General features: G+C 72.1%; 20 protein-coding genes. 14 read left to right on the top strand and 6 right to left on the bottom strand.

Going from position 1 to position 20,883, the window contains the following annotated elements:
* The first annotated feature begins 62 nt into the window (after nucleotides 1–62).
* Complete coding sequence (locus OG446_RS08835; protein ID WP_328893490.1) at nucleotides 63–1,442, top strand: aminotransferase class V-fold PLP-dependent enzyme; 1,380 nt, start codon at nucleotides 63–65, stop codon at nucleotides 1,440–1,442.
* Between the two features lie 65 nt (nucleotides 1,443–1,507).
* On the opposite strand, the gene OG446_RS08830 is transcribed toward OG446_RS08835, so the two are convergent.
* Entirely contained in the window at nucleotides 1,508–1,789 is a 282-nt protein-coding gene (locus OG446_RS08830) for an Lrp/AsnC family transcriptional regulator (RefSeq protein ID WP_136328375.1), read from the bottom strand.
* A 175-nt stretch (nucleotides 1,790–1,964) separates the two neighbouring features.
* On the bottom strand, nucleotides 1,965–2,684 hold the full coding sequence (locus OG446_RS08825; RefSeq protein ID WP_328893489.1) for a rhomboid family intramembrane serine protease: 720 nt from the start codon (nucleotides 2,682–2,684) through the stop codon (nucleotides 1,965–1,967).
* 160 nt (nucleotides 2,685–2,844) lie between these two features.
* On the opposite strand from OG446_RS08825, the gene OG446_RS08820 reads away from it, so the two are divergent.
* The 5 genes from OG446_RS08820 (at nucleotide 2,845) to OG446_RS08800 (ending at nucleotide 8,340) form a co-directional block, all read left to right on the top strand.
* Nucleotides 2,845–3,087 carry a hypothetical protein gene (locus OG446_RS08820; RefSeq protein ID WP_014156692.1) on the top strand — a complete coding sequence of 81 codons (243 nt, stop codon included), beginning with the start codon at nucleotides 2,845–2,847 and terminating at the stop codon, nucleotides 3,085–3,087.
* Between the two features lie 37 nt (nucleotides 3,088–3,124).
* Nucleotides 3,125–4,486 (top strand): NYN domain-containing protein, encoded by a 1,362-nt coding sequence (locus tag OG446_RS08815; protein WP_328893488.1) that lies wholly within the window; start codon nucleotides 3,125–3,127, stop codon nucleotides 4,484–4,486.
* Nucleotides 4,487–4,772: 286 nt separating this feature from the next.
* The gene (locus OG446_RS08810; RefSeq protein ID WP_328893487.1) at nucleotides 4,773–5,798 is read left to right on the top strand and encodes a C40 family peptidase; all 1,026 of its coding nucleotides are present in this window, start codon (nucleotides 4,773–4,775) and stop codon (nucleotides 5,796–5,798) included.
* A gap of 237 nt (nucleotides 5,799–6,035) precedes the next feature.
* Nucleotides 6,036–7,070 (top strand): C40 family peptidase, encoded by a 1,035-nt coding sequence (locus OG446_RS08805; protein ID WP_328893486.1) that lies wholly within the window; start codon nucleotides 6,036–6,038, stop codon nucleotides 7,068–7,070.
* Between the two features lie 16 nt (nucleotides 7,071–7,086).
* A complete protein-coding gene (locus OG446_RS08800; protein WP_328893485.1) occupies nucleotides 7,087–8,340 on the top strand; it encodes a hypothetical protein in 1,254 nt (417 codons plus the stop codon).
* Here OG446_RS08800 and OG446_RS08795 read toward each other — a convergent pair.
* Nucleotides 8,297–9,568 carry a glycosyltransferase family 87 protein gene (locus OG446_RS08795; RefSeq protein WP_328898243.1) on the bottom strand — a complete coding sequence of 424 codons (1,272 nt, stop codon included), beginning with the start codon at nucleotides 9,566–9,568 and terminating at the stop codon, nucleotides 8,297–8,299. The two genes, OG446_RS08800 and OG446_RS08795, sit on opposite strands and share 44 nt — an antisense overlap.
* 163 nt (nucleotides 9,569–9,731) lie before the next feature.
* Between OG446_RS08795 and OG446_RS08790 the strand changes: the two genes are divergently transcribed.
* The gene (locus tag OG446_RS08790; RefSeq protein ID WP_328893484.1) at nucleotides 9,732–10,874 is read left to right on the top strand and encodes a glycosyltransferase family 4 protein; all 1,143 of its coding nucleotides are present in this window, start codon (nucleotides 9,732–9,734) and stop codon (nucleotides 10,872–10,874) included.
* Between the two features lie 55 nt (nucleotides 10,875–10,929).
* Here OG446_RS08790 and OG446_RS08785 read toward each other — a convergent pair whose 3' ends face one another.
* Nucleotides 10,930–12,726, bottom strand: a complete 1,797-nt coding sequence (locus OG446_RS08785) for an AMP-dependent synthetase/ligase (protein ID WP_328893483.1) — start codon at nucleotides 12,724–12,726, stop codon at nucleotides 10,930–10,932.
* A 279-nt stretch (nucleotides 12,727–13,005) separates the two neighbouring features.
* Between OG446_RS08785 and OG446_RS08780 the strand changes: the two genes are divergently transcribed.
* The 6 genes from OG446_RS08780 to OG446_RS08755 all read left to right on the top strand — a co-directional run bounded on the left by OG446_RS08780 (nucleotide 13,006) and on the right by OG446_RS08755 (nucleotide 17,993).
* Nucleotides 13,006–13,812 carry a metallophosphoesterase family protein gene (locus tag OG446_RS08780; RefSeq protein ID WP_328893482.1) on the top strand — a complete coding sequence of 269 codons (807 nt, stop codon included), beginning with the start codon at nucleotides 13,006–13,008 and terminating at the stop codon, nucleotides 13,810–13,812.
* A 117-nt stretch (nucleotides 13,813–13,929) separates the two neighbouring features.
* Entirely contained in the window at nucleotides 13,930–14,379 is a 450-nt protein-coding gene (locus OG446_RS08775) for an SRPBCC family protein (protein WP_148017697.1), read from the top strand.
* A gap of 4 nt (nucleotides 14,380–14,383) precedes the next feature.
* Nucleotides 14,384–15,598, top strand: coding sequence for an ArsA family ATPase (locus tag OG446_RS08770; protein WP_328893481.1), 1,215 nt, complete (start codon nucleotides 14,384–14,386; stop codon nucleotides 15,596–15,598).
* An 83-nt stretch (nucleotides 15,599–15,681) separates the two neighbouring features.
* Nucleotides 15,682–16,140, top strand: coding sequence for a DUF5304 domain-containing protein (locus OG446_RS08765; protein ID WP_148017699.1), 459 nt, complete (start codon nucleotides 15,682–15,684; stop codon nucleotides 16,138–16,140).
* A 73-nt stretch (nucleotides 16,141–16,213) separates the two neighbouring features.
* On the top strand, nucleotides 16,214–17,155 hold the full coding sequence (locus tag OG446_RS08760) for an ROK family glucokinase (protein WP_148017700.1): 942 nt from the start codon (nucleotides 16,214–16,216) through the stop codon (nucleotides 17,153–17,155).
* An 82-nt stretch (nucleotides 17,156–17,237) separates the two neighbouring features.
* Complete coding sequence (locus tag OG446_RS08755) at nucleotides 17,238–17,993, top strand: endonuclease/exonuclease/phosphatase family protein (RefSeq protein WP_328893480.1); 756 nt, start codon at nucleotides 17,238–17,240, stop codon at nucleotides 17,991–17,993.
* Between the two features lie 489 nt (nucleotides 17,994–18,482).
* Here OG446_RS08755 and OG446_RS08750 read toward each other — a convergent pair whose 3' ends face one another.
* Nucleotides 18,483–19,160, bottom strand: a complete 678-nt coding sequence (locus OG446_RS08750; RefSeq protein ID WP_328893479.1) for a hypothetical protein — start codon at nucleotides 19,158–19,160, stop codon at nucleotides 18,483–18,485.
* On the bottom strand, nucleotides 19,153–19,932 hold the full coding sequence (locus OG446_RS08745; RefSeq protein WP_328893478.1) for an alpha/beta hydrolase: 780 nt from the start codon (nucleotides 19,930–19,932) through the stop codon (nucleotides 19,153–19,155). The genes OG446_RS08750 and OG446_RS08745 overlap by 8 nt, the downstream gene beginning before the upstream one ends.
* Nucleotides 19,933–20,129: 197 nt before the next feature.
* Between OG446_RS08745 and OG446_RS08740 the strand changes: the two genes are divergently transcribed.
* The gene (locus OG446_RS08740; RefSeq protein ID WP_328893477.1) at nucleotides 20,130–20,882 is read left to right on the top strand and encodes a lysophospholipid acyltransferase family protein; all 753 of its coding nucleotides are present in this window, start codon (nucleotides 20,130–20,132) and stop codon (nucleotides 20,880–20,882) included.
* Nucleotide 20,883: the final 1 nt, after the last annotated feature.

Here is a 20,883-nt window from a genome sequence, read left to right as displayed (position 1 = left end):
CCTCCGTGCTGCCGCGTATCCGCAGGCGCGCGGAATTCGCCTGCCTGTTACGGGAGTTCGTCATGTCTGTCCTCACTGCTGCCACCGATCGGTCGATTTGTGCCCCGCTGCCGGTTCTGGGCAAGGATGTAACGGTTCCGCTGGTCACCGGCGGCGAGGTCACCTACGCCGCGCTGGACTACGCGGCCAGCGCTCCGGCCCTCCAGCGGGTGTGGGACGACGTGGCCGCGTACGCGCCGTACTACGGCAGCGTCCACCGCGGTGCCGGCTACCTCTCGCAGCTGTCCACGGACCTCTTCGAGAGCAGCCGCGTCACCGTCGCGGAGTTCCTCGGCTGCCGCGCCGACGACCAGGTGGTCTTCACCCGGTCCACCACCGACTCGCTCAACCTGCTCGCCGCCGCCCTGCCCGCCGACTGCCAGGTGTTCGTCTTCGAGACCGAGCACCACGCCTCGCTGCTGCCCTGGCGCGACGCCCGGGTGACGTACCTGAACGCCCCGCGCACCCCGGACCAGGCCGTCGAGACCCTGGAGCGCGCACTCGCCGGCCGCGACCCCTACGGGCCCGCGCTGGTGTGCGTCACCGGTGCCTCCAACGTCACCGGTGAGCTGTGGCCGGTCAAGGAGCTCGCCGCCGCCGCGCACGCCCACGGTGCCCGGATCGTGCTCGACGCCGCCCAGCTGGCCCCGCACCACCCCGTCGACATCGCCGAGCTGGACGTCGACTGGGTCGCCTTCTCCGGTCACAAGCTGTACGCGCCGTTCGGCTCGGGCGTCCTCGCCGGCCGCTCCGACTGGCTGACCGCCGCCGAGCCCTACCTGGCCGGCGGCGGCGCCTCCCGCCAGGTCGCCCGGCGCTCCGACGGCGGGGTGGACGTCGAGTGGCACACCACCGCGGCCCGTCACGAGGCCGGTTCGCCCAACGTCATCGGTGTCTACTCCATCGCCTCCGCCTGCAAGGCCCTCACCGAGGCCGGGTTCGACAGCCTGGTCGCCCGGGAGCAGCGCCTCGTCACCGCGGTCCGTGCCGGACTCGCCGAGGTCCCCGAGGTCAAGGTGCTCTCGCTGTTCGGTGATGACGCCCCGCGGGTCGGCGTCATCTCCTTCGTGGTGGAGGGCTGGAACAGCTCGCACTTCGCCGCGGCGCTCTCCGCCGAGTACGGCATCGGGGTGCGCGACGGACTGTTCTGCGCCCACCCCCTCGTACGCACCCTGCTCGGCAGCGACCCGCAGGACGTCGGGGAGTGCGGCGCGCCGGAGGCCGAGCCGGGCCAGAAGTCCCTCAACGCGATCCGGGTCAGCTTCGGCGCCGGTACGCCGGACGAGCACGTCGAGCGCTTCCTGCGGGCGGTCAAGGAGCTCGTGAGCGAGGGCGCCCAGTGGAAGTACCGCACCGAGGACGGCCGTTGCGTCCCGGACCGGGGCACCGCCACCCAGGTCTGAGGCCCGTCAGCATGTGAGGCCGGGTACGGACGACTGTCCGTACCCGGCCTCACATGCTGACGTGGCTACGCGTCCAGACCGATGGCGAAGGCCGCCTCCAGGTCGTGCTGCGAGTACGTACGGAACGCCACGTGCGTGTCGGTTCCCTCGACACCGGGGATCTTGCTGATCCGGCCGGGGATGACATCGGCGAGGTCGTCGTGCTTGGACACCCGGACCATGGCGATCAGGTCGTATGTACCGGTGACCGAGAAGACCTCGCTGACGCTGTCCAGCGCGGCGATGGCCTCGGCGATCTCGGGAATCCGGTCCACGCTGGTCTTGATGAGTACGATCGCGGTGATCACGGCTGGCTTTCTCCCTCGGTGGCCGTGGCTGGAGACTTCACTCTAGGGCCTTGCGGCCGGATCATGCCGGGCTCGCGGGCCCCGGCACGCGCATCTGCGGCGTTGTCGTCGCTCGCCCATGCTCCGCAGTGACTCCTCCTCCGCCTTGCAGCCGCACGCACCGGACCCCGCTCCCTTATCCGGCCTGATCCGGCCGCAAGGCCCTGGCCCCACGGCGATAGCGCCCCCAGGCATAGAGGAACCCGGTGGCGAAGCCGACCACATGGGCGAGATAGGCCACCCCGGGCCCGCTGCCCGCCCCCTCGGCCGCCAGCCACTGCAGGACGAACCAGAAGACCAGCACGATCCAGGCGGGGAAGCGCAGCGGCAGGAACAGCAGGAACGGGAACAGGCTGGTCACCCGGGCCCGGGGGAAGAGGTAGAGGAAGGCTCCCAGGACCGCCGAGATCGCTCCCGACGCGCCGACGAGTGTCTGGTCGGACGTGGAGTGCGCGGCCGCGTAGGCGAGCAGGGCGACATACCCGCAGCCGAGGTAGAAGAACGCGAACTCGGTGTGGCCCATGCGCTCCTCGGCCATCGCCCCGAATACGTACAGGAACAGCATGTTGCCCAGCAGATGCAGCCAGTTGCCGTGCACGAACAGTGCGGTGAGCGGGGTGAGGACGGCGTGCGCGGAGCCGTCCCACAGTTCGCTCGGGATCACGCCCCAGCGTTCGAAGTAGCCGGCCTGGGCGGCGAGCAGTGCGTCCGCGGTGCCGTAGACCGGGTTGAACCCCGACAGCGGGCTGATCACGAAGACCACGCAGCACAGGGCGATGAGGGCGTAGGTCACCGGCGGCCCGCCCGAGGTGGCCGCCCGCAGGATTCTGCCGGCCGCAGCCCGCCGATCGATCATGAACAGAGCATGACGCAAGCGGAGGGATCGGGACAGACCGCCTCGCCGTGCCGGTGGGAAGCACCGAGGCCGTAGGGTTACGAGAGGACATCCGCAGTTCGACGGCGCACCGCGAGAACCTTGTCCGGCAGCTCACGGCTCGACGAAAGAGGACGCAACGATGACGACGGTTCCCCAGCCGACCGACGGGACCCGCTGGCGCTGCACGCTCTGCGGAAATCTGACGAGGTTCGACGTGACGCGTTCCTCCAAGGTGGTCGAGTACGTTCACCTCGACCTGGCCGGTGAGTCCAGCGTCGAAGAACGCGAGGTGGTCAGTGAGACCATCGAGTCGGTGCGCTGTCGTTGGTGCAACGCGGTGGACCAGATCGAACTAGTCGACAGGCCGGGTGCCGACTCCTGACGGGGCCGTGCGGACATAAAAAATGAGGTGACGGAAGGTGGAGCAGCCCGCTGGCGGCGCCACGCCGGCCGATGCGGCCGGCGACGCCGTGGAGGTGCTCGACCGCCCGCTGCCCGAAGGCGTGCGGCGTCGCGTCGTCGCGCTGGTCTCGGACGCGTTCGGCGGTCTCACGGTCACCGAACTCCCGGCCCAGCTCCGACAGTACGCGCGCTTCACGCCCACTAGGCGTGCCAAGTTCGCGGGAAACGCGATGGCGGCCGCGCTGGAGGGCGACCCTGCCTTCCGCCGGCGCATCGGTGAACGGCTGAAGGAGGCCCAGCCGGAGCTGGCCGCCGCGCTGGTGGCGGGCTCGCCGCCCGCCGCCGCGGACCCCGTCGACGTGGCCGCGGCGGCCTATGTGCTGCGCCCGGCCGGCTGGGTCAAGCTGGTCGCCGCCGCCGGCGAGGAGGCCGAGCGGGCCGGTGCCGAGCGGGCCGACGAGGAGGTCCGGCTCGAACTGGAACGGCTGCGCGAGGAACTCGCCCGGGCCCGCGCCCAGACGAAGACCGACACCGAACGCCTCCGCGCCGAACTGGACGCCGCCCGCAAGGAGGCCGACTCGCTCCAGCGCAAACTGCGCAGCGCGGCCAACGAGGTCAAGCGCGGCGAGGCGGCGCTGCGCCGCGGCAAGGCCGAGAGCGACGCCCTGCGGGCCGAGGCGGCCGCCCAGGTGTCCGCGGCCGAGAGCGAGACCCGGCGCCTGCGGACGAGGCTCAGCGAGGCGGAGGCGTCCGTCGAGGCGGGACGCAGGGCTGCCAGGGAGGGGCGCTCGGTCGAGGACATGCGGCTGCGGCTGCTCCTCGACACGGTGCTCGAAGCGGCCGGCGGGCTGCGGCGCGAACTGGCGCTGCCACCCTCCACGATGCGTCCCGCGGACAGTGTGGACGCGGTGGAACCCGGCCGGATGTCGCCCAAGGACATTGCCGCCAGGGCCCTTTCGGAGACCGATCCGGCGCTGCTCGACCAGTTGCTCGCGCTGCCGCAGGCCCATCTGATCGTGGACGGCTACAACGTCACCAAGACCGGCTATCCGCAGATGCCGCTGGAGAAGCAGCGGCTGCGGCTGCTGGGCGGCCTGTCGGTGCTCGCGGCCCAGACGGGCGCCGAGATGACCTGTGTCTTCGACGGGGCGGAGCTGGCCGCTCCGGTGCTGCTCGCGCCGCCGCGCGGGGTGCGGGTGCTGTTCAGCAAGCCGGGTGTCACGGCGGACGAGGTCATCCGTCAACTGGCGCGCGCCGAACCGCCCGGGCGGCCCGTCGTGGTGGTGTCCACCGACCGTGAAGTGGCTGACGGGGTGGCGAAGGCGGGAGCGAGGCCCGTTGCGTCCGTCTTGCTCCTGAAGCGGCTTTCGCGTGTCTAGTGCGTGTTGATGTGACTTGCAGGGAAATCAGGGAACGGACCGTCAAGTCACCGCTACGCCCTGTGTGCTGTGGGTAAAGAAGTACCTCCTGTGACGAGATTTTTCCTGTGAGGATTTGAACTGATCACAGGATGGTCACTAAGGTCGGGCCTCGAACCTTCGCACGGTTGATCACCCACCCGGGGTGGCAGTGAAGGAACCGCCGAGGCCGTGAACGCGCACGGAGCTGGGGATTCATCTCCCCCATAGCCCGGTAGGCGGCTCGAGGAAGAAGGAGCTCGCCTTCGTGGGGTCCCACCGTCGTCCCAAGCAACCGAGCCGCACCCGCGTGACCGTGCTCGGCGTGACTGCCGCCGCGGCAGTTGCCCTGACCTCCCAGGCGGCCCACGCCGACCCGAAGCCGACCAAGAGCGAGGTCAAGGAGAAGGTCGACAAGCTCTACGACGAGGCGGAGAAGGCCACCGAGCAGCACAGCCTGGCCAAGGAGAAGCAGGACAAGCTCCAGAAGCAGATCGACGCGATCCAGGACAAGGTGGCGCGCGGTCAGCAGGAGCTCAACAACCTCCGCTCCGGCCTCGGTTCCCTCGCCGCCGCGCAGTACCGCTCGGGCGGCATCGACCCCTCCGTCCAGCTCTTCCTCGCCTCGGACCCGGACAGCTTCCTGGACCAGGCCTCCGCACTCGACCAGTTGACGGCCAAGCAGGCCGAGTCGCTGGCGAAGGTGCAGGAGAAGCAGCGGTCCCTCGCGCAGGAGCGCAAGGAGGCCCAGGACAAGCTGAGCGACCTCGCAGAGGTCCGCAAGACGCTCGGTGAGAAGAAGAAGCAGCAGCAGGCCAAGCTCTCCGAGGCGCGTCAGCTGCTCAACACCCTCACTCAGGCCGAGCGCGACAAGATGCGCGCGGACGACCAGCGCGCCAGCCGCGCCGCCAGTGACCGGGTCGACCTCGGCAACGAGGCCCCCGCCTCGGGTCTGGGTGCCGCCGCGCTCCAGGCCGCCGCCACCCAGATCGGCAAGCCGTATTCCCCCGGCCAGGCCGGCCCCGGCTCCTACGACTGCTCGGGCCTGACCATGTGGGCCTACGCCCAGGCCGGTGCCAACATCACCCGCACCACGTACACCCAGATCAACCAGGGCACCCGGATCGGGATGAGCCAGCTGAAGCCGGGCGACCTGGTCTTCTTCAACGGCAACTCCCACGTGGGCCTCTACGCGGGCAACGGAACCGTGCTGCACGCCCCGCGCTCGGGCACGTTCGTCCGCTACGAGTCGATGAGCACCATCGGCAGCTTCTACGGCGCGGTGCGCATCTGACCACGCCCGAACGGGCGAATTCCCGCGCCCCGTACTGACAGCCGCCCCGTCGGAGACCACAGGTCACCGGCGGGGCGTCACTGTGTGTGCCTGCCCTCCGACCGGCGCGGTCTTTGTCCGCTCAGTGTTCGCCCGACTACTGTCTGCCTGCTGTGCAGCTCCCGTGCGTCGGTCCGCCCGCCCCGGGTGGCAGGGGCTGCGCACGTCTGCGTACAGCGGAAGGGAGTGCGGCGTCCTGTGGTGTCCCATCGCCGTTCCACACAGCCCGGCGTGAGCCGGAGCGTCCGGGTGACCGTTCTGTCGGCTGCGGCGGCGACCGCCGCGGCAGCGCTCGGAGGAGCCACCGCGTACGCCGAGCCGCAGGACACACCCCGGACCGCCGGGGCCCGGGTCGACCGCCTCTTCACCGAGGCCGAGCAGGCGACCGAGCACTACAACAGGGCCGGCGAGAACGTCGCACGGCTGCGCGGAGAGGTCCGCAGGGCCCAGGACCGGGCGGCGCGGGGCCAGGAGCGCATCAACCGGATGCGTACGGAGATCGGTTCGGCCGCCCGTGAGCAGTACCGGTCCGGCGGCATCGACCCCTCGCTCGCGCTGCTGCTCTCCTCCGACCCGGACAGCTATCTCGACCGGGCCGCCACCCTGAGCCGGGTCGACACCCGGCGGGCCACCGCCCTGGCCGGCCTCCGCAAGGCCCAGCAGGCGCTCGCCCAGACCCGTGCGGAGGCCGCCCGCTCGCTCGCCGCCCTGGAGCGCGACCGGGCAGCCGTCAGCCGCCACAAACGCACCGTCGAGCACAAGCTCCGCCAGGCCAGGGAACTGCTGAAGCAGCTGCCCGGGAACGAGCGGGCCGCCTTCGAGCGGGCCTCGCGCACCGGCCGCGACGGCGGGGCCGCAGGGCCGGTGGCCGGACTGCCCGCCGGATCGGCCCGGGCGGCGGCGGCCGTCATGGCCGTCCAGCGGGCGCTGGGCCTGCCGTACGTCTGGGGCGCGAACGGGCCCTCCGGATTCGACTGCTCCGGGCTGATGCAGTGGGCGTACGCCCAGGCCGGGGTGAGCCTGCCGCGGACCTCGCAGGCCCAGCGGTACGCCGGCCGGATGGTGCCGCTCGCCCAGGCCCGCCCCGGCGACCTCGTCGCCTACCGCGCGGACGCCAGCCACATCGGGATGTACGTGGGCAACGGCCAGGTGATCCACGCCCCCTACCCAGGGGCCCCGGTCCGCTACGACCCGGTCGGCATGATGCCCGTCTCCTCGGTCACCCGGGTCTGACCGTACCCTCGGGCATGTGGCTGATCAGGGGCGTACCGCGGGGCGGGCGCGCGGAGGACGACGGCGGGCGGCGGGCGCGGTGCTCGCCGCGCTGCTGTGCGCGGCCGCCTGCACGGCCCCGGCCGACGAGGCGCCCGACACCACCGCCCGCGACATCCGGGTCACGCTGGACCGCCGGGCCGCCGCCGTGCTGCACCACGACGCGGACGCCTACGTGGCCGTCGTGGACCCGGACGCCACGGCCCTTCGGGGCGCACAGCGCAAGGAGTTCGCCCATCTCGCGGACGTGCCGCTGGGCACCTGGACGTACCGGGTGACGGACCTCGCCGCGCACGGGGCCGACCGGGCCACCGCCGACGTGCGGCTCGGCTACCGGATCGAGGGCTACGACAGCGCGCCCGTCTCCGTCGACCGGGTGATCGATCTGGAGCGCGACCCGGCCGACGGCCGCTGGTACCTCACCGCCGACCGGGCCGCCGACGGCGCCGGCGAGCAGCTCTGGGAGCAGGGCGACGTCGAGGCGGTGCGCGGCACGCACAGCCTGGTGCTGGGGGTCGGCCGGTCCCGGGACGAGCTGAAGGCGATCGCCGCGACGGCGGACCGGGCCGTGCCCGACGTGTCCGCCGCCTGGCCGGAGCACTGGGCGGGGCGCGTGGTGGTGCTGGTGCCCCGCACCGTGACGGACATGGCGGAGCTGCTCGGCTCGCCCGCCGCGAACTACCGGGGCATAGCGGCCGTCACGACGGGCGAGACCGGCGGCTCGGGGAAGGCGCCCGCCGACCGGGTGATCGTCAACCCGGAGGCGTACGCCATGCTCGGCGCCTTCGGGCAGCGCGTCGTCCTCACCCACGAGACCACCCATGTGGCCACCCGCACCGACACCTCGGCCGCCACCCCGGCCTGGCTCTCCGAGGGCTTCGCGGACTGGGCCGCCTACCGGGACGGGCGGCGTACCGCCGCCGAGATCGCCCCCGAACTGGGCGACGCCGTCACCGGCGGCGACGTGCCCGCCGCACTGCCCACGGACGAGGACTTCGGCTTCGCCGGAGATCCGGACCGGCTGGCGAGGGCGTACGAGGGCGGCTGGCTGGCCTGCGAGCTCATCGCCGAGCAATGGGGCGAGGAGAAGCTGTTCGCCTTCTACCGGGCCGTCGGAGGGCACTCGGGGCGGGACGGGGCGGTGGAGCAGGCCCTGCACGAGGTGCTCGGCACCACACCGCAGGACTTCACGCTGCGCTGGCGGGAGTATCTGCGGAGCCGGTTCGGCTGAGCGGCGGCCGGGCGGGCGCCGCGCCCGCGGCCGGAACACCACCGGCCGGGTCGCGCACGGTGTCCCGCCACAGCCGCGCGCACGCGAGCAGGCACGCGCCGACCAGCAGCCCGTTGCGCACGAACATCAGGGTCACGCCCGTCGCGTCGCTGGTCACCACATGGCCGAAGCCGAGCGGGAACTCCAGCTGGGTCACCCCGGTCGCCACCAGCACCAAGCCCGCCGGCCAGGCCATCCGGCTCTCCCGGAAGACCAGGCACACCGCGGCCAGACCGACCAGCCACAGCATGTACTGGGGGCTGATCACCCGGCTCGTGGTGGTGAACAGCAGGACCGCGGTGAACGCCGCGTCCGCCGTCGTACTCACCCCGAACGTGCGCGCCCGCAGCCGCCACACCAGCAGCCAGCCGAACGCGACGACGCTCAGCCCCAGGGAGAGGGTGCTCACCAGCGGCACGTGCGGCCCCAGGAACTCCAGCGAGCCGTAGTGCAGCTCCACCCGGCCCTGCCAGCCGAACTGCCGCGCCACATGGAAGACCAGCGCCCCCAGTGACTCGACCTCGGTACCCCGGTCCCGCTGGAAGCCCAGGAACGCCAGCGCGCCCGGTGCCGCCGCGGTGCACAGCACCAGCAGCCCGAGCGCCACCCCGGCCGCCGTCGTCCACGCCAGACGGGTTCGCCGGCCGCGGGCGGTACCGGCGAGAACCAGCGCCGGCCACACCTTCAGCAGCGCCCCGAACGCCGCCAGCGCCCCCAGCAGCCGCGGATGCCGGATCCCCGCCAGCAGCGCCGCCACCGCCACGGCCGTCACCATCACGTCGTACCGCGCGTACGCCGTCGTACCCAGCAGCGGCACCCCCGCCACCCACACCCAGGCCCCGGCCGTCCGCCGGGCGGCGCCCCGGCCCGCGTACAGCAGCAGACCCAGCACCAGCGCGTCGCACAGGAACGCCAGCACGAAGAAGGCCGACGCGTAGTCCAGGAAGGGCAGCAGGGCGGGGGAGAGGATCGCGAGCGCGGCGGCCGGCGGGTACTGCCAGGTGACGTCGGACTGCGGATAGCTGCCCGAGCTCAGCACGTCGTACCAGCCGCGGTAGATCACCGACACATCGCTCGTCACGTCCGGGCCCGGCACCGCGATCACCTTGATGACGCAGAGCAGGAGCACGGATCTGGTGAGCGCCCACACCGCGAGGGCTGCCGGCCGTGTGCCACTCGAACCCGTCATGTCCCGCCTCACCGTTTCCTTGTCGTACGAGGTGCCATGATGCCCGCCCCCGCTGTGCGGAACCCGCAGGGCCGGGTCCGGGACGGCCCGTGGCGTCGCGGCGCCGGGTGCGTGCGGTCCCGGACCCGGCCCCGGGCGGGGCAGCCCGGTACTGTCGGCGGCGATGGACAAGACCTTGATCGTGACCAATGACTTTCCGCCCCGCCCCGGTGGCATCCAGGCGTTCCTGCACAACATGGCGCTCCGCCTGGACCCGGAACAGGTCGTCGTCTTCGCCTCCACCTGGAAGCGCGGCGCCGAGGGCGCGGCGGCCACCGCCGCCTTCGACGCCGAGCAGCCCTTCACCGTGGTCCGCGACCGTACGACGATGCTGCTGCCGACCCCGCGGGTGACCCGGCGTGCCGTGGAGCTGCTGCGCACCCACGGCTGTTCCTCCGTCTGGTTCGGCGCCGCCGCCCCGCTCGGCCTGATGGGACCGGCGCTGCGCCGGGCCGGAGCCCGCAGGCTGGTCGCCACCACCCACGGGCACGAGGCCGGCTGGGCCCAGCTGCCCGCCTCCCGGCAGCTGCTGCGGCGGATCGGCGAGGGCACGGACACCCTCACCTACCTCGGCGAGTACACCCGCTCCCGGATCGCCGCCGCGCTCACCCCGGCCGCCGCCGCACGCATGGTCCAGCTGCCGCCCGGCGTCGACGAGAAGACCTTCCACCCGGACTCGGGCGGCGACCGCGTCAGGGCCCGGCTGGGGCTCACCGACCGGCCCGTCGTCGTCTGCGTGTCCCGGCTGGTGCCCCGCAAGGGCCAGGACACCCTGATCCTCGCCATGCCCGCGATCCTGGCCGAGGTGCCCGACGCCGTCCTGCTGATCGTCGGCGGCGGCCCGTACGCCGGTGAGCTGAAGAAGCTGGCGGCGGACACCGGAGTGCTGGACTCGGTGCGGTTCACCGGTCCGGTGCCGTGGGAGGAGCTGCCCGCGCACTACGGGGCCGGTGACGTCTTCGCGATGCCGTGCCGCACCCGGCGCGGCGGCCTCGACGTGGAGGGCCTCGGCATCGTCTACCTGGAGGCGTCCGCGACCGGGCTGCCGGTCGTGGCGGGTGACTCGGGCGGCGCCCCGGACGCCGTGCTCGACGGCGAGACGGGCTGGGTGGTGCGCGGCGGCTCGGCCGAGGAGTCGGCGGAGCGGATCGTCGCGCTGCTCGGCGACGCGGAACTGCGCCGGCGGATGGGCGAGCGGGGCCGCGCCTGGGTCGAGGAGAAGTGGCGCTGGGACCTGCTGGCCGAGCGGCTCAGGGAGCTGCTCTGAGCGGCCGGGTACGCGGAAGGGGCCCGCGGAACGGGCCCCTTCCGGTGGCACGGCATCAGCCGCGGTAGAGCGACTCCACCTCGTCCGCGAAGTCCTTCGCCACCACGTTCCGCTTCAGCTTCAGCGACGGCGTGATGTGGCCCGCCTCCTCGGTGAACTGGGCGGCCAGGATGCGGAACTTGCGTACCGACTCGGCCTTGGACACCGCGGCGTTGCCGTCGTCGATCGCGCGCTGCACCTCGGCCAGCAGCTCCGGGTCCTCGCGCAGCGACAGTGCGGTCGAGCCGACGGGCTTGCCGTGCTCCTCGGCCCAGCGGCCCAGGAACTCCTCGTCCAGCGTCACCAGAGCGCCCACGAACGGGCGGCCGTCGCCGACGACCATGCACTCCGCGACCAGGGCGTGCCCGCGGATGCGGTCCTCGATGACGGCGGGAGCGACGTTCTTGCCGCCCGCCGTGACGATGATCTCCTTCTTGCGGCCGGTGATCGCGAGATAGCCGTCCTCGTCGAGGGTGCCGATGTCGCCGGTGTGGAACCAGCCGTCGGCCAGCGCCTCGGCCGTCGCCGCCTCGTTGTTCCAGTAGCCGGAGAACAGGTGCTCGCCGTGCAGCAGCACCTCGCCGTCGTCGGCGATGCGGACGACGGAGCCGGGCAGCGGCTGGCCGACCGTACCGATCTTCTGCCGGTCCCACGGGTTGAAGGCGGTGGCCGCGCACGACTCCGTCAGGCCGTAGCCCTCCAGGACGGTGAAGCCGATGCCGCGGTAGAAGTGGCCGAGCCGCTCACCGAGCGGCGCGCCGCCGGAGATCGCGTGCTCGCCGCGCCCGCCGAGCACGGCCCGCAGCTTGCTGTAGACCAGCCGGTCGAACACCTTGTGCTTGAACTTCAGGCCCACCGACGGCCCCTGCGGCGTACCCAGCGCACGGCTGTAGGCGATCGCCGTGTTCGCGGCCCGGTCGAAGATCTTGCCCTTGCCGTCGGCCTGCGCCTTGGCCCGGGCCGAGTTGTAGACCTTCTCGAAGACGCGCGGCACCCCGAGGATCAGGGTCGGCCGGAACGAGGCCAGCTCATCGGTGAGGTTCTTGATGTCCGGTACGCAGCCGAGCTTGATCGGCGCCATCACGGAGGCGACCTCGACCAGCCGGCCGAAGACGTGCGCGGCGGGCAGGAAGAGCAGCACGGAGCATTCGCCGGTACGGAACAGCGGCTTCAGCCGCTCCACCACGTTGCCGCACTCCGCGAAGAAGCTGCGGTGCGTCAGCACACAGCCCTTGGGGCGGCCGGTGGTGCCCGAGGTGTAGACGATCGTGGCCGGGTCGTCGGCCTTGGCGCTCGTCATCCGCAGGTCGAGCGCCTCGTCCGAGATCTCCTCGCCGATCGCGACCATCTGCCGGATCGTGTCGCCCTCGATCTGCCAGATGCCCTTCAGCCCGGGCAGATCTGCCTGTACCGAGGCCACGGACGCCTGGTGCGCCTCGGACTCCACGATGCACAGGGTGGCGCCGGAGTCACCGAGGATCCACTGGATCTGCTCGGCGGAACTGGTCTCGTACACCGGGACGGTGACGGCGCCGGCGCTCCAGATCGCGAAGTCGAACAGCACCCACTCGTAACGGGTGCGGGAGAGCAGGGCGACCCGGTCGCCGGGCTCGACGCCGGCAGCCATCAGCCCCTTGGCGACGGCTCTGACCTCGGCCAGGAACTGGGTGGCGGTGACGTCCGTCCAGACGCCGGCAACTTTGCGGCTCATCACCGCGACATCGGCATGCTGAGCGGCATTGCGGCGGATGAGATCCGTCAGGTTGCCGTCCGAGGGGACCTCGTACAGGGCCGGAAGGCTGAACTCGCGCAAGACTGCTGCTCCTCATCGGGCTCCGGTGCCACGGCTCTGTGTGACGCACCGGCTGCGGTCCAAGATCGGGCGTGCTCAGTGGGGTGAGCACGACTGGACTGCCCGGACGTTACCCACCGGTACTCGGTTCCGGATAGGGGGTTCAGGCCAGATGTCTTATGCGTCACACATATCGGTGGTCCTCATCCGCACAGTAGTGCACCCCGCTCAACACTCGGAGGTAACCGCAGGTCCGGCCGCCTCTACCCACGTGGGCGCCGGGGTCCTAGGGTGATCGTCATGCGAGCAGGACCGAACAGCCGGAGCGCGTCCGCCGGACGCCGCACCCGCGTCCACGTGGTCAGCGACGTCCACGGCAACACCGAGGCACTGGCCCGCGCCGGGGACGGCGCCGACGCCCTCGTCTGCCTCGGTGACCTGGTGCTCTTCCTCGACTACGCGGACCACTCGCGCGGCATCTTCCCCGATCTCTTCGGCGTCGAGAACGCCGACCGGATCGTCGCCCTGCGCACCGAACGCCGCTTCGAGGAGGCCCGGGACTTCGGCCGGGAGCTGTGGGCGGGGCTGGACCGCAACGCGGCGATCGTCGCGGCCGTCCGGAAGCAGTACGCCGAGATGTTCGCCGCGCTGCCCACTCCGACGTACGCCACCTACGGCAACGTCGACATCCCCGGCCTGTGGCCCGAGTACGCGGGACCCGGCACCACGGTCCTGGACGGTGACCGCGTCGAGATCGGCGGCCGCGTCTTCGGGTTCGTCGGCGGTGGTCTGCAGACCCCGATGCGCACCCCGTACGAGATCAGCGACGAGGAGTACGCGGCCAAGATCGAGGCGGTCGGCCCGGTCGACGTGCTCTGCACACACATCCCGCCCGAGGTCCCGGAGCTGACGTACGACACCGTGGCCCGCCGCTTCGAGCGCGGCAGCCGGGCCCTGCTCGACGCCATCCGCCGCACCCGCCCCCACTACTCCCTGTTCGGCCACGTCCACCAGCCGCTGGCCCGTCGGATGCGGATCGGCGACACCGAGTGCGTGAACGTCGGCCACTTCGCCTCGACCGGCCGGCCCTGGGCGCTGGAATGGTGACCGCTCACCCCGCCCGAACCGGCCGGGCCCTGGAACGAGGCGCGGCGCTCACGCGATAGCCTTCTGGCGGCAGGCCTCTGCCGATCGACCGGTACACCGCACTGGAGGGCCACAGCGATGGCTGAACACACCAGCTCGAGCATCACGATCGAGGCGGCACCGGCCGACGTCATGGGCGTGATCGCCGACTTCGACCGCTATCCGGAATGGACCGGCGAGGTCAAGGAGGCCGAGGTGCTCGGCACCGACGACCGCGGCCGCGCCGAGAAGGTCCGTCTCGTCCTGGACGCCGGAGCGATCAAGGACGACCACACCCTCGCGTACACCTGGATCGGCGACTACGAGGTCAGCTGGACCCTCGTCAAGTCCCAGATGCTGCGCGCCATCGACGGCTCGTACGCGCTGGCGCCGCTCGGCGACGGCGACCGCACGGAGGTCACCTACCGGCTGACCGTCGACGTCAAGATCCCGATGCTCGGCATGATCAAGCGCAAGGCCGAGAAGGTCATCATCGACCGCGCCCTGGCCGGTCTCAAGAAGCGTGTCGAGTCCGTCCCGAAGGCCTGATCCGGTGCGGACGGTCCTGGTCACCGGCCTCGGCGGCGCCGGCCGTACCACCGTCGCGGCGGCCACCGCGCTGGCCGGCGCCCGAGGCGGCGCCCGCACCCTGCTGATCTCCGCCGACGCCACACCCGGCTTCCCGACGGACACCGAACCCACCGGGGTCACCGACGGCCTGTGGTCCGTCCGGATCGACTCCGGCGCGCACTTCCGCAGCGAACTCCTCACACTCCAGGACAAGTTGTCCGGCGTGCTCGACCTGCTCGGCGGCAACCGCATGGACGGCGAGGAGCTCACCGAACTCCCCGGCAGCGCCGAACTCGCCCTGCTGCACTCCCTGCGCCGCGCCGCGCAGGGCGACTGGTCCCGCGCCGGCTACGACCTCCTCGTCGTCGACCTGCCGCCGCTGCGCGAAGCCCTCGCCCTGCTGGCCCTGCCCGAACAACTGCGCCGCTATCTGCGCCGGCTGCTGCCCCAGGAACGCCAGGCCGCCCGCGCCCTGCGCCCGATGCTCGCGCAGCTCGCCGGTGTCCCCATGCCCGCCCAGTGGCTGTACGAGGCCGCCGCCCGGCGCGACGCCGAGCTGGCCGGGGTCCAGGCGCTGATCGAGGACCGCGCGACGACACTCCGGCTGGTCGCCGAACCGGGCCCGGCCGCCGAGGACGCCCTGCACACCGCCCGCACCGGGCTCGCCCTGCACGGGTTGCGGGTCGACGCCCTGGTCGCCAACCGGGTGCTGCCGCGCCACTCGTCCGACCCCTGGTTCGCCGCGCTCTCCGCACAGCAGGACAAGTGCCTCGACCACTGGCACGAGGAGCGGCCCACCGAGGCCCCGCTGCTGCGGTTGCCCCACCTCGGCCGCGATCCGCAGGGCCCCGGTGACCTCACCGGTCTCGTGGACGACACGCCCGCGCTGTCCCCGGACAGCCGCGGGGGCGGGCGCGCCGAGGACGCCTGGTGGATCGAGGAGGCCGGAGCCCCGGAAGGGCCGGACGACGCCGACGGCATACTCGTCTGGTGCCTGCGCCTGCCCGGCGCCGTCAAGAAGGACCTCCAGCTGGTCCGGCGCGGCAACGAACTGCTTCTCACCGTCGGCCCCTTCCATCGCATCGTGCCCCTGGAGTCCGCACTGCGCCGCTGCACCGTCTCCGGCGCCGCCCTCACGGACGGGGTGCTGCGGGTCCGCTTCACGCCGGATCCCGCGCTGTGGCCGAGGACGGGCTGAACGGCGTACCACCGTTCGGGTACCGTCGTTGGTAGGGGTTCCGGATGCCGGGCCGCCGTCCCACCACGCCGCAGGAGTCCGCCATGAGCGAAGCCACCGATCGTCCCGTCGACGACGACGCGTGGGCGCAGGCCTGCGCCGAGGACCTCGCCGCCGAGAAGGCCCGCCGCCGCGCCGAGTACGGCCCGCCGCCCGGCTCCGCCGCCGAGGAACTGCGCAAGCTGGTCGACGCCGTGGCCGACAAGCTCGGCTCCCTCCAGACACCCCTGCTCGGCGTGGCGGCCCAGGGCGCCGTGCAGCAGGTCATCAAGCAGGCGAAGTCCGCGGTGGAGCCCGTCATCGAACGTAATCCGGACGTTTTCGATCACATTGCCGCCGCCGGCAGTGAACTGCTGGCCGCCTACCGCTCGGCGGTCGAGGGACAGGAACGCCGCTGGACCCAGGGTGCGGGGGACCCCGCAGGCACGGAAAAGAAGGCGGACGACCCCACCGACCCCCGAGACGAGGGGCCCGGAGCCGGCGAACACATCGACCTGGACTGACCGGCGCCGACAGGACGGGGCCCGGCCTCGGGTACGGTTGCCCCAGCGGGGCTCGACCGAAACTGAGGGATTCATGGGACTCACCATCGGCGTCGATATCGGCGGCACGAAGATCGCAGCAGGAGTGGTGGACGAAGAGGGCCACATCCTCTCGACCTTCAAGGTGTCGACCCCGCCGACGGCTGAAGGCATCGTGGACGCCATCGCTGCGGCGGTGTCCGGCGCGAGCGACGGGCACCCGGTAGAGGCGGTCGGCATCGGCGCGGCCGGATACGTCGACGACAAGCGGGCCACGGTGCTGTTCGCGCCGAACATCAACTGGCGCCACGAGCCGCTCAAGGACAAGGTCGAGCAGCGCGTCGGCCTTCCGGTGGTCGTCGAGAACGACGCCAACGCGGCCGCCTGGGGCGAATACCGCTTCGGCGCCGGCCAGGGCCACGACGACGTCATCTGCATCACGCTGGGCACGGGCCTCGGCGGCGGCATCATCATCGGCAACAAGCTGCGCCGCGGACGCTTCGGCGTGGCCGCCGAGTTCGGCCACATCCGGGTCGTCCCGGACGGGCTGCTCTGCGGCTGCGGCAGCCAGGGCTGCTGGGAGCAGTACGCCTCCGGCCGCGCCCTCGTGCGGTACGCGAAGCAGCGCGCCAACGCCACCCCCGAGAACGCCACGATCCTGCTGGCGCTCGGTGACGGCACGGTCGAGGGCATCGAGGGCAAGCACATCAGCGAGGCCGCCCGGCAGGGCTGCCCGGTGGCCGTCGACTCGTTCCGCGAGCTGGCCCGCTGGGCCGGCGCCGGACTGGCCGACCTCGCCTCGCTCTTCGACCCGTCCGCCTTCATCGTCGGCGGCGGCGTCTCGGACGAGGGCGAACTGGTCCTCGACCCGATCCGCAAGTCGTTCCGACGCTGGCTGATCGGCGGCGAATGGCGCCCGCACGCCCAGGTTCTCGCGGCCCAACTGGGCGGCAAGGCCGGACTCGTGGGCGCGGCGGACCTGGCCCGGCAGGGCTGATCCGGCCCGGCACCACGGACATGACGGACGCCCGTCGCGCCCCTCTCGGGGAGCGGCGGGCGTCCGTCGTATCGTGACGGACATGGCCATGATGTCGCTGCCCGACTCCCGCACCGAGCAGGACGGCTCGGCCGTCGTCAGAGTGCTCAGTTACAACATCCGGTCGATGCGCGACGACTTCGAGGCCCTGGTCCGAGTCATCCGCGCCTGCGCACCCGATCTGGTCCTCATCCAGGAGGCGCCGCGCTTCTTCCGCTGGCGCAAGGCCGCCGCCCGGCTGGCAGCCCGCACCGATCTGGTGGTCCTCGGCGGCGGTGGCACCGCCGCCGGCCCCCTGTTGCTCTGCTCGCTGCGCGCCACGGTGGAACGCACCGAGGACATCCTGCTGCCGCTCACCCCGGGCCTGCACCGCAGGGGCTTCGCCACAGCGGTGGTCAGGATCGCCGGCACCAGGATCGGGGTGCTGAGCTGCCATCTGAGCCTCGACCGCACGGAACGCCTCGCCCAGGCCGGCCGCCTGCTGGAGACGGTGGACGCGATGGGCGTGGAGCACGTGGTCGTCGCCGGTGACCTCAACGACGTACCGAGCGGACGGGCCTTCCGGCTGCTCGCCGGCCGGTTCCAGGACTGCTGGGCGGTACGGCCCCGGGGCGGCGAGCACACCTTCCCGCCGCACGACCCGCACAAGCGGCTCGACGCCGTCTTCGCGACCGGCGGCATCGAGGTGCTCGGCTGCGGGGTCCCTACGGGGTTGCCGGGGGTGTGGCGGCCCGACCTGCTGGCCGCCACCGACCACCTGCCGGTGCTGGCCGCCCTCAGGGTGCCTGCCGCGGGGTGAGGGTTGCTCCGGGGCGCGGGGTTCCGTCCTCAAGCGCCGGACGGGCTTTTGTGCGGGTGCCCCGCGGGGTGCGGTGCGCCCCTGTCCGGTGGGTGGGGGTGGGGTCCCTCCGGGGAGACTCCTCAAAAATGGCGTGTGCACCCGACGACGGACAGGTACCCGGGTCGTACGCCATTTTCTGCGGGGACTCCCCTGCACGCCCCCACCCGGTCTCGACCGCGTCTGCACGCCGGTGGGACTGCTGCCGCAGACGCAGGACGGCCGGTCCGGGGCCGTGCAGGGGAGTCCCCGCAGGACGACGAACGGATACCGGGGTCCGCTGCGTGGGACTGGAAACGTTCGTCGTTTGAGGAGACGCCCCGGAGGGGCACCGGACCCCACCCACCGGGCGAAGGCGCACCGGGGCGGGGGACCCGCACCCCTCAAGCCCGTCCGGCGATTGAGGACGGAACCCCGCACCACAGCACCCCGCACCCCGCAGGGCCCCGCTCAGACCACCGCGCCGCGGCCCGGGTCGTCCCCGTCCTCGTCGTCGTGTTCCATCCGCGCCACCAGCGTCGCGAAACCGCCCAGGAAGCCGCCGACACAGACCGTGGTCAGCCACCAGGTCATCTCCCACTGGAGCAGCACCGCCAGCAGCAGCAGGATGGGGCCGCCGATCACCGCGAGCCAGGCGAACTTCGCCGTGACGTCGGCCTCCGGCAGCGGCGGCGGCTCCGGCGGCACGAAGTGCCCCTCGCCGCTGTCGTCATCGTCGTCGATGTCGCCCTCGGCCCGCTCCGCCGGCTCGTAGTCGCGCGGACCGGCGACACCCGGGGCGAAGACCACCGAACTGCCGAGCGGCTTCTCCGGCGGCTTGGGCCGGCTCTTGCCGAGGCCCTTGTCCGGGTCCGGAGCGACGGTGTCCTCCTCCGGGAGCGCGAGGTCCTCGACGGACCGGAAGGGCCTGGCACCCGGCGGGTCCGGCGGCTCCTCCCCGTACCCCTCGACGATCGCCTTCCAGACGGCGTCCTCGTCGACCGGGCGTTCGCCCTCGGCCCCGGCGGGCGCGGGCAGGTTCTCCGGCGCCGGCGCACCGCCCTCCTCGTCGGGGACGGCCGTCCCCCCGGCGGGGAGGGGCTCGCGCTCTTCCTCGCTGCCTGTGCGCTCCGCGTCGTGCTCAGCCACCGGACGTGCTCCCCTTCATTCCGACGCTCGGAGCGAGGCGGCCGATGAACGAGTAGCTCTCGTCGAAGATCCGCTCCGCATCGTGGTCCAACGTCGCGACGTGGTAGCTCTGTTCCAGCAGGATCTCCTCGACGTCCGTCGAGGACACCTGGCTCAGGATCCGGGCGGTGTCGGCCGGCGGTACGACATGGTCCCGCGGGCTGTGCAGCAGCAGGATCGGCTGGGTCACCTGGGGCAGCTCGGCGTCGACCAGCCGGAAGAACTTCCGCAGCGAGTGCGCCGCGTGCAGCGGCACCCGCTCGTAGCCCACCTCGTGGGAACCCTCCAGGGCGATGTCGCTCACCAGACCCTTCGTCGTCGGCACCAGATGGCGGACGACCGGAAGGGCGTGTGCCGCGAGACCGTGCACCTTGTTGGCCGGGTTGACCAGCACGAGACCCCGGACGGCGTCGCCGTGCTTGGCCGCGAGCCGCAGCGACAGTGCGCCGCCCATGGAGAGACCGAACACGAAGACCTGCTCGCACCGCTCCAGCAGCTCCCGCAGTGCCCGGTCCACCTCCGCGTACCAGTCCTGCCAGCCGGTGACCTGCATGTCCTCCCAGCGCGTGCCGTGCCCGGGCAGCAGCGGCAGCGAGACGGTGAGCCCGCGCTCCGCCAGATATTCGGCCCAGGGGCGCAGCGACTGCGGGGATCCGGTGAATCCGTGACAGAGGAGGACGCCGACCTCTCCGCCCTCGTGGCGGAACGGCTCGGCTCCAGGAAGGACCGGCACCGGGGTCTCCTGTTCGTGAGGCTCGAAAGGGAGCGAAAGGGGGGAGTGCAGAAGGATTACTTCACCGTACGCGACCGGACCGACACCGACCAGGGCCGTCACCGGCCGGGGCCGGGGACACCCCGTCCGTGCCGGGCGGGAGCCGGGGCGGTCACATGCCTTAAGGTCTGTCGGACAGCACACAGGAGGCACCCGAGTTGATCTACGGCGCTATGAAGTTCTCCATCGGCGGGTCTCTGAAGCTCGCCTTCAGGCCGTGGGTGGAGGGCCTGGAGAACATCCCCGCACAGGGGCCCGCGATCCTCGCCAGCAACCATCTGTCGTTCTCCGACTCCTTCTTCCTGCCCGCTGTCCTGGACCGCAAGGTCACCTTCATCGCCAAGTCCGAGTACTTCACCGCGCCCGGGGTCAAGGGAAAGCTCACCGCGGCCTTCTTCAAGGGCGTCGGACAGCTCCCGGTGGACCGCTCGGGCGCCCGCGGGGCCGGTGAGGCGGCGATCAAGGCCGGTATCGAGGTCATCGAGAGCGGCGGCCTGTTCGGCATCTACCCGGAGGGCACCCGGTCGCCCGACGGCCGCCTCTACCGGGGCAAGCCCGGCGGCCTCGCCCGGGTGGCGCTCGCCACCGGCGCGCCGGTCATCCCGGTCGCGATGATCGACACGGAGAAGATCCAGCCGCCCGGCCAGGTGATGCCGAAGCTGATGCGTCCGGGGATCAGGATCGGCGAGCCCCTCGACTTCAGCCGCTACCACGGCATGGAGGGCGACCGCTTCATCCTGCGCTCGGTCACCGACGAGGTGATGTACGAGATCATGAAGCTCTCGGGCCAGGAGTACGTCGACATCTACGCGACCGCCGCCAAGCGGCAGCTCGCCGATGAGGCGAAGCGACGGGCCGAGGCCACGAAGAAGGCGCCGTCGGGCGCGGAAGCGGACCGCGACGACGCCTGAG

It is taken from the genome of Streptomyces sp. NBC_00236 (assembly GCF_036195045.1).
Taxonomy (GTDB): domain Bacteria; phylum Actinomycetota; class Actinomycetes; order Streptomycetales; family Streptomycetaceae; genus Streptomyces.
The sequence above is the reverse complement of the archived record's forward strand: the minus strand, read 5'-3'. Positions and strand labels throughout refer to the sequence as shown.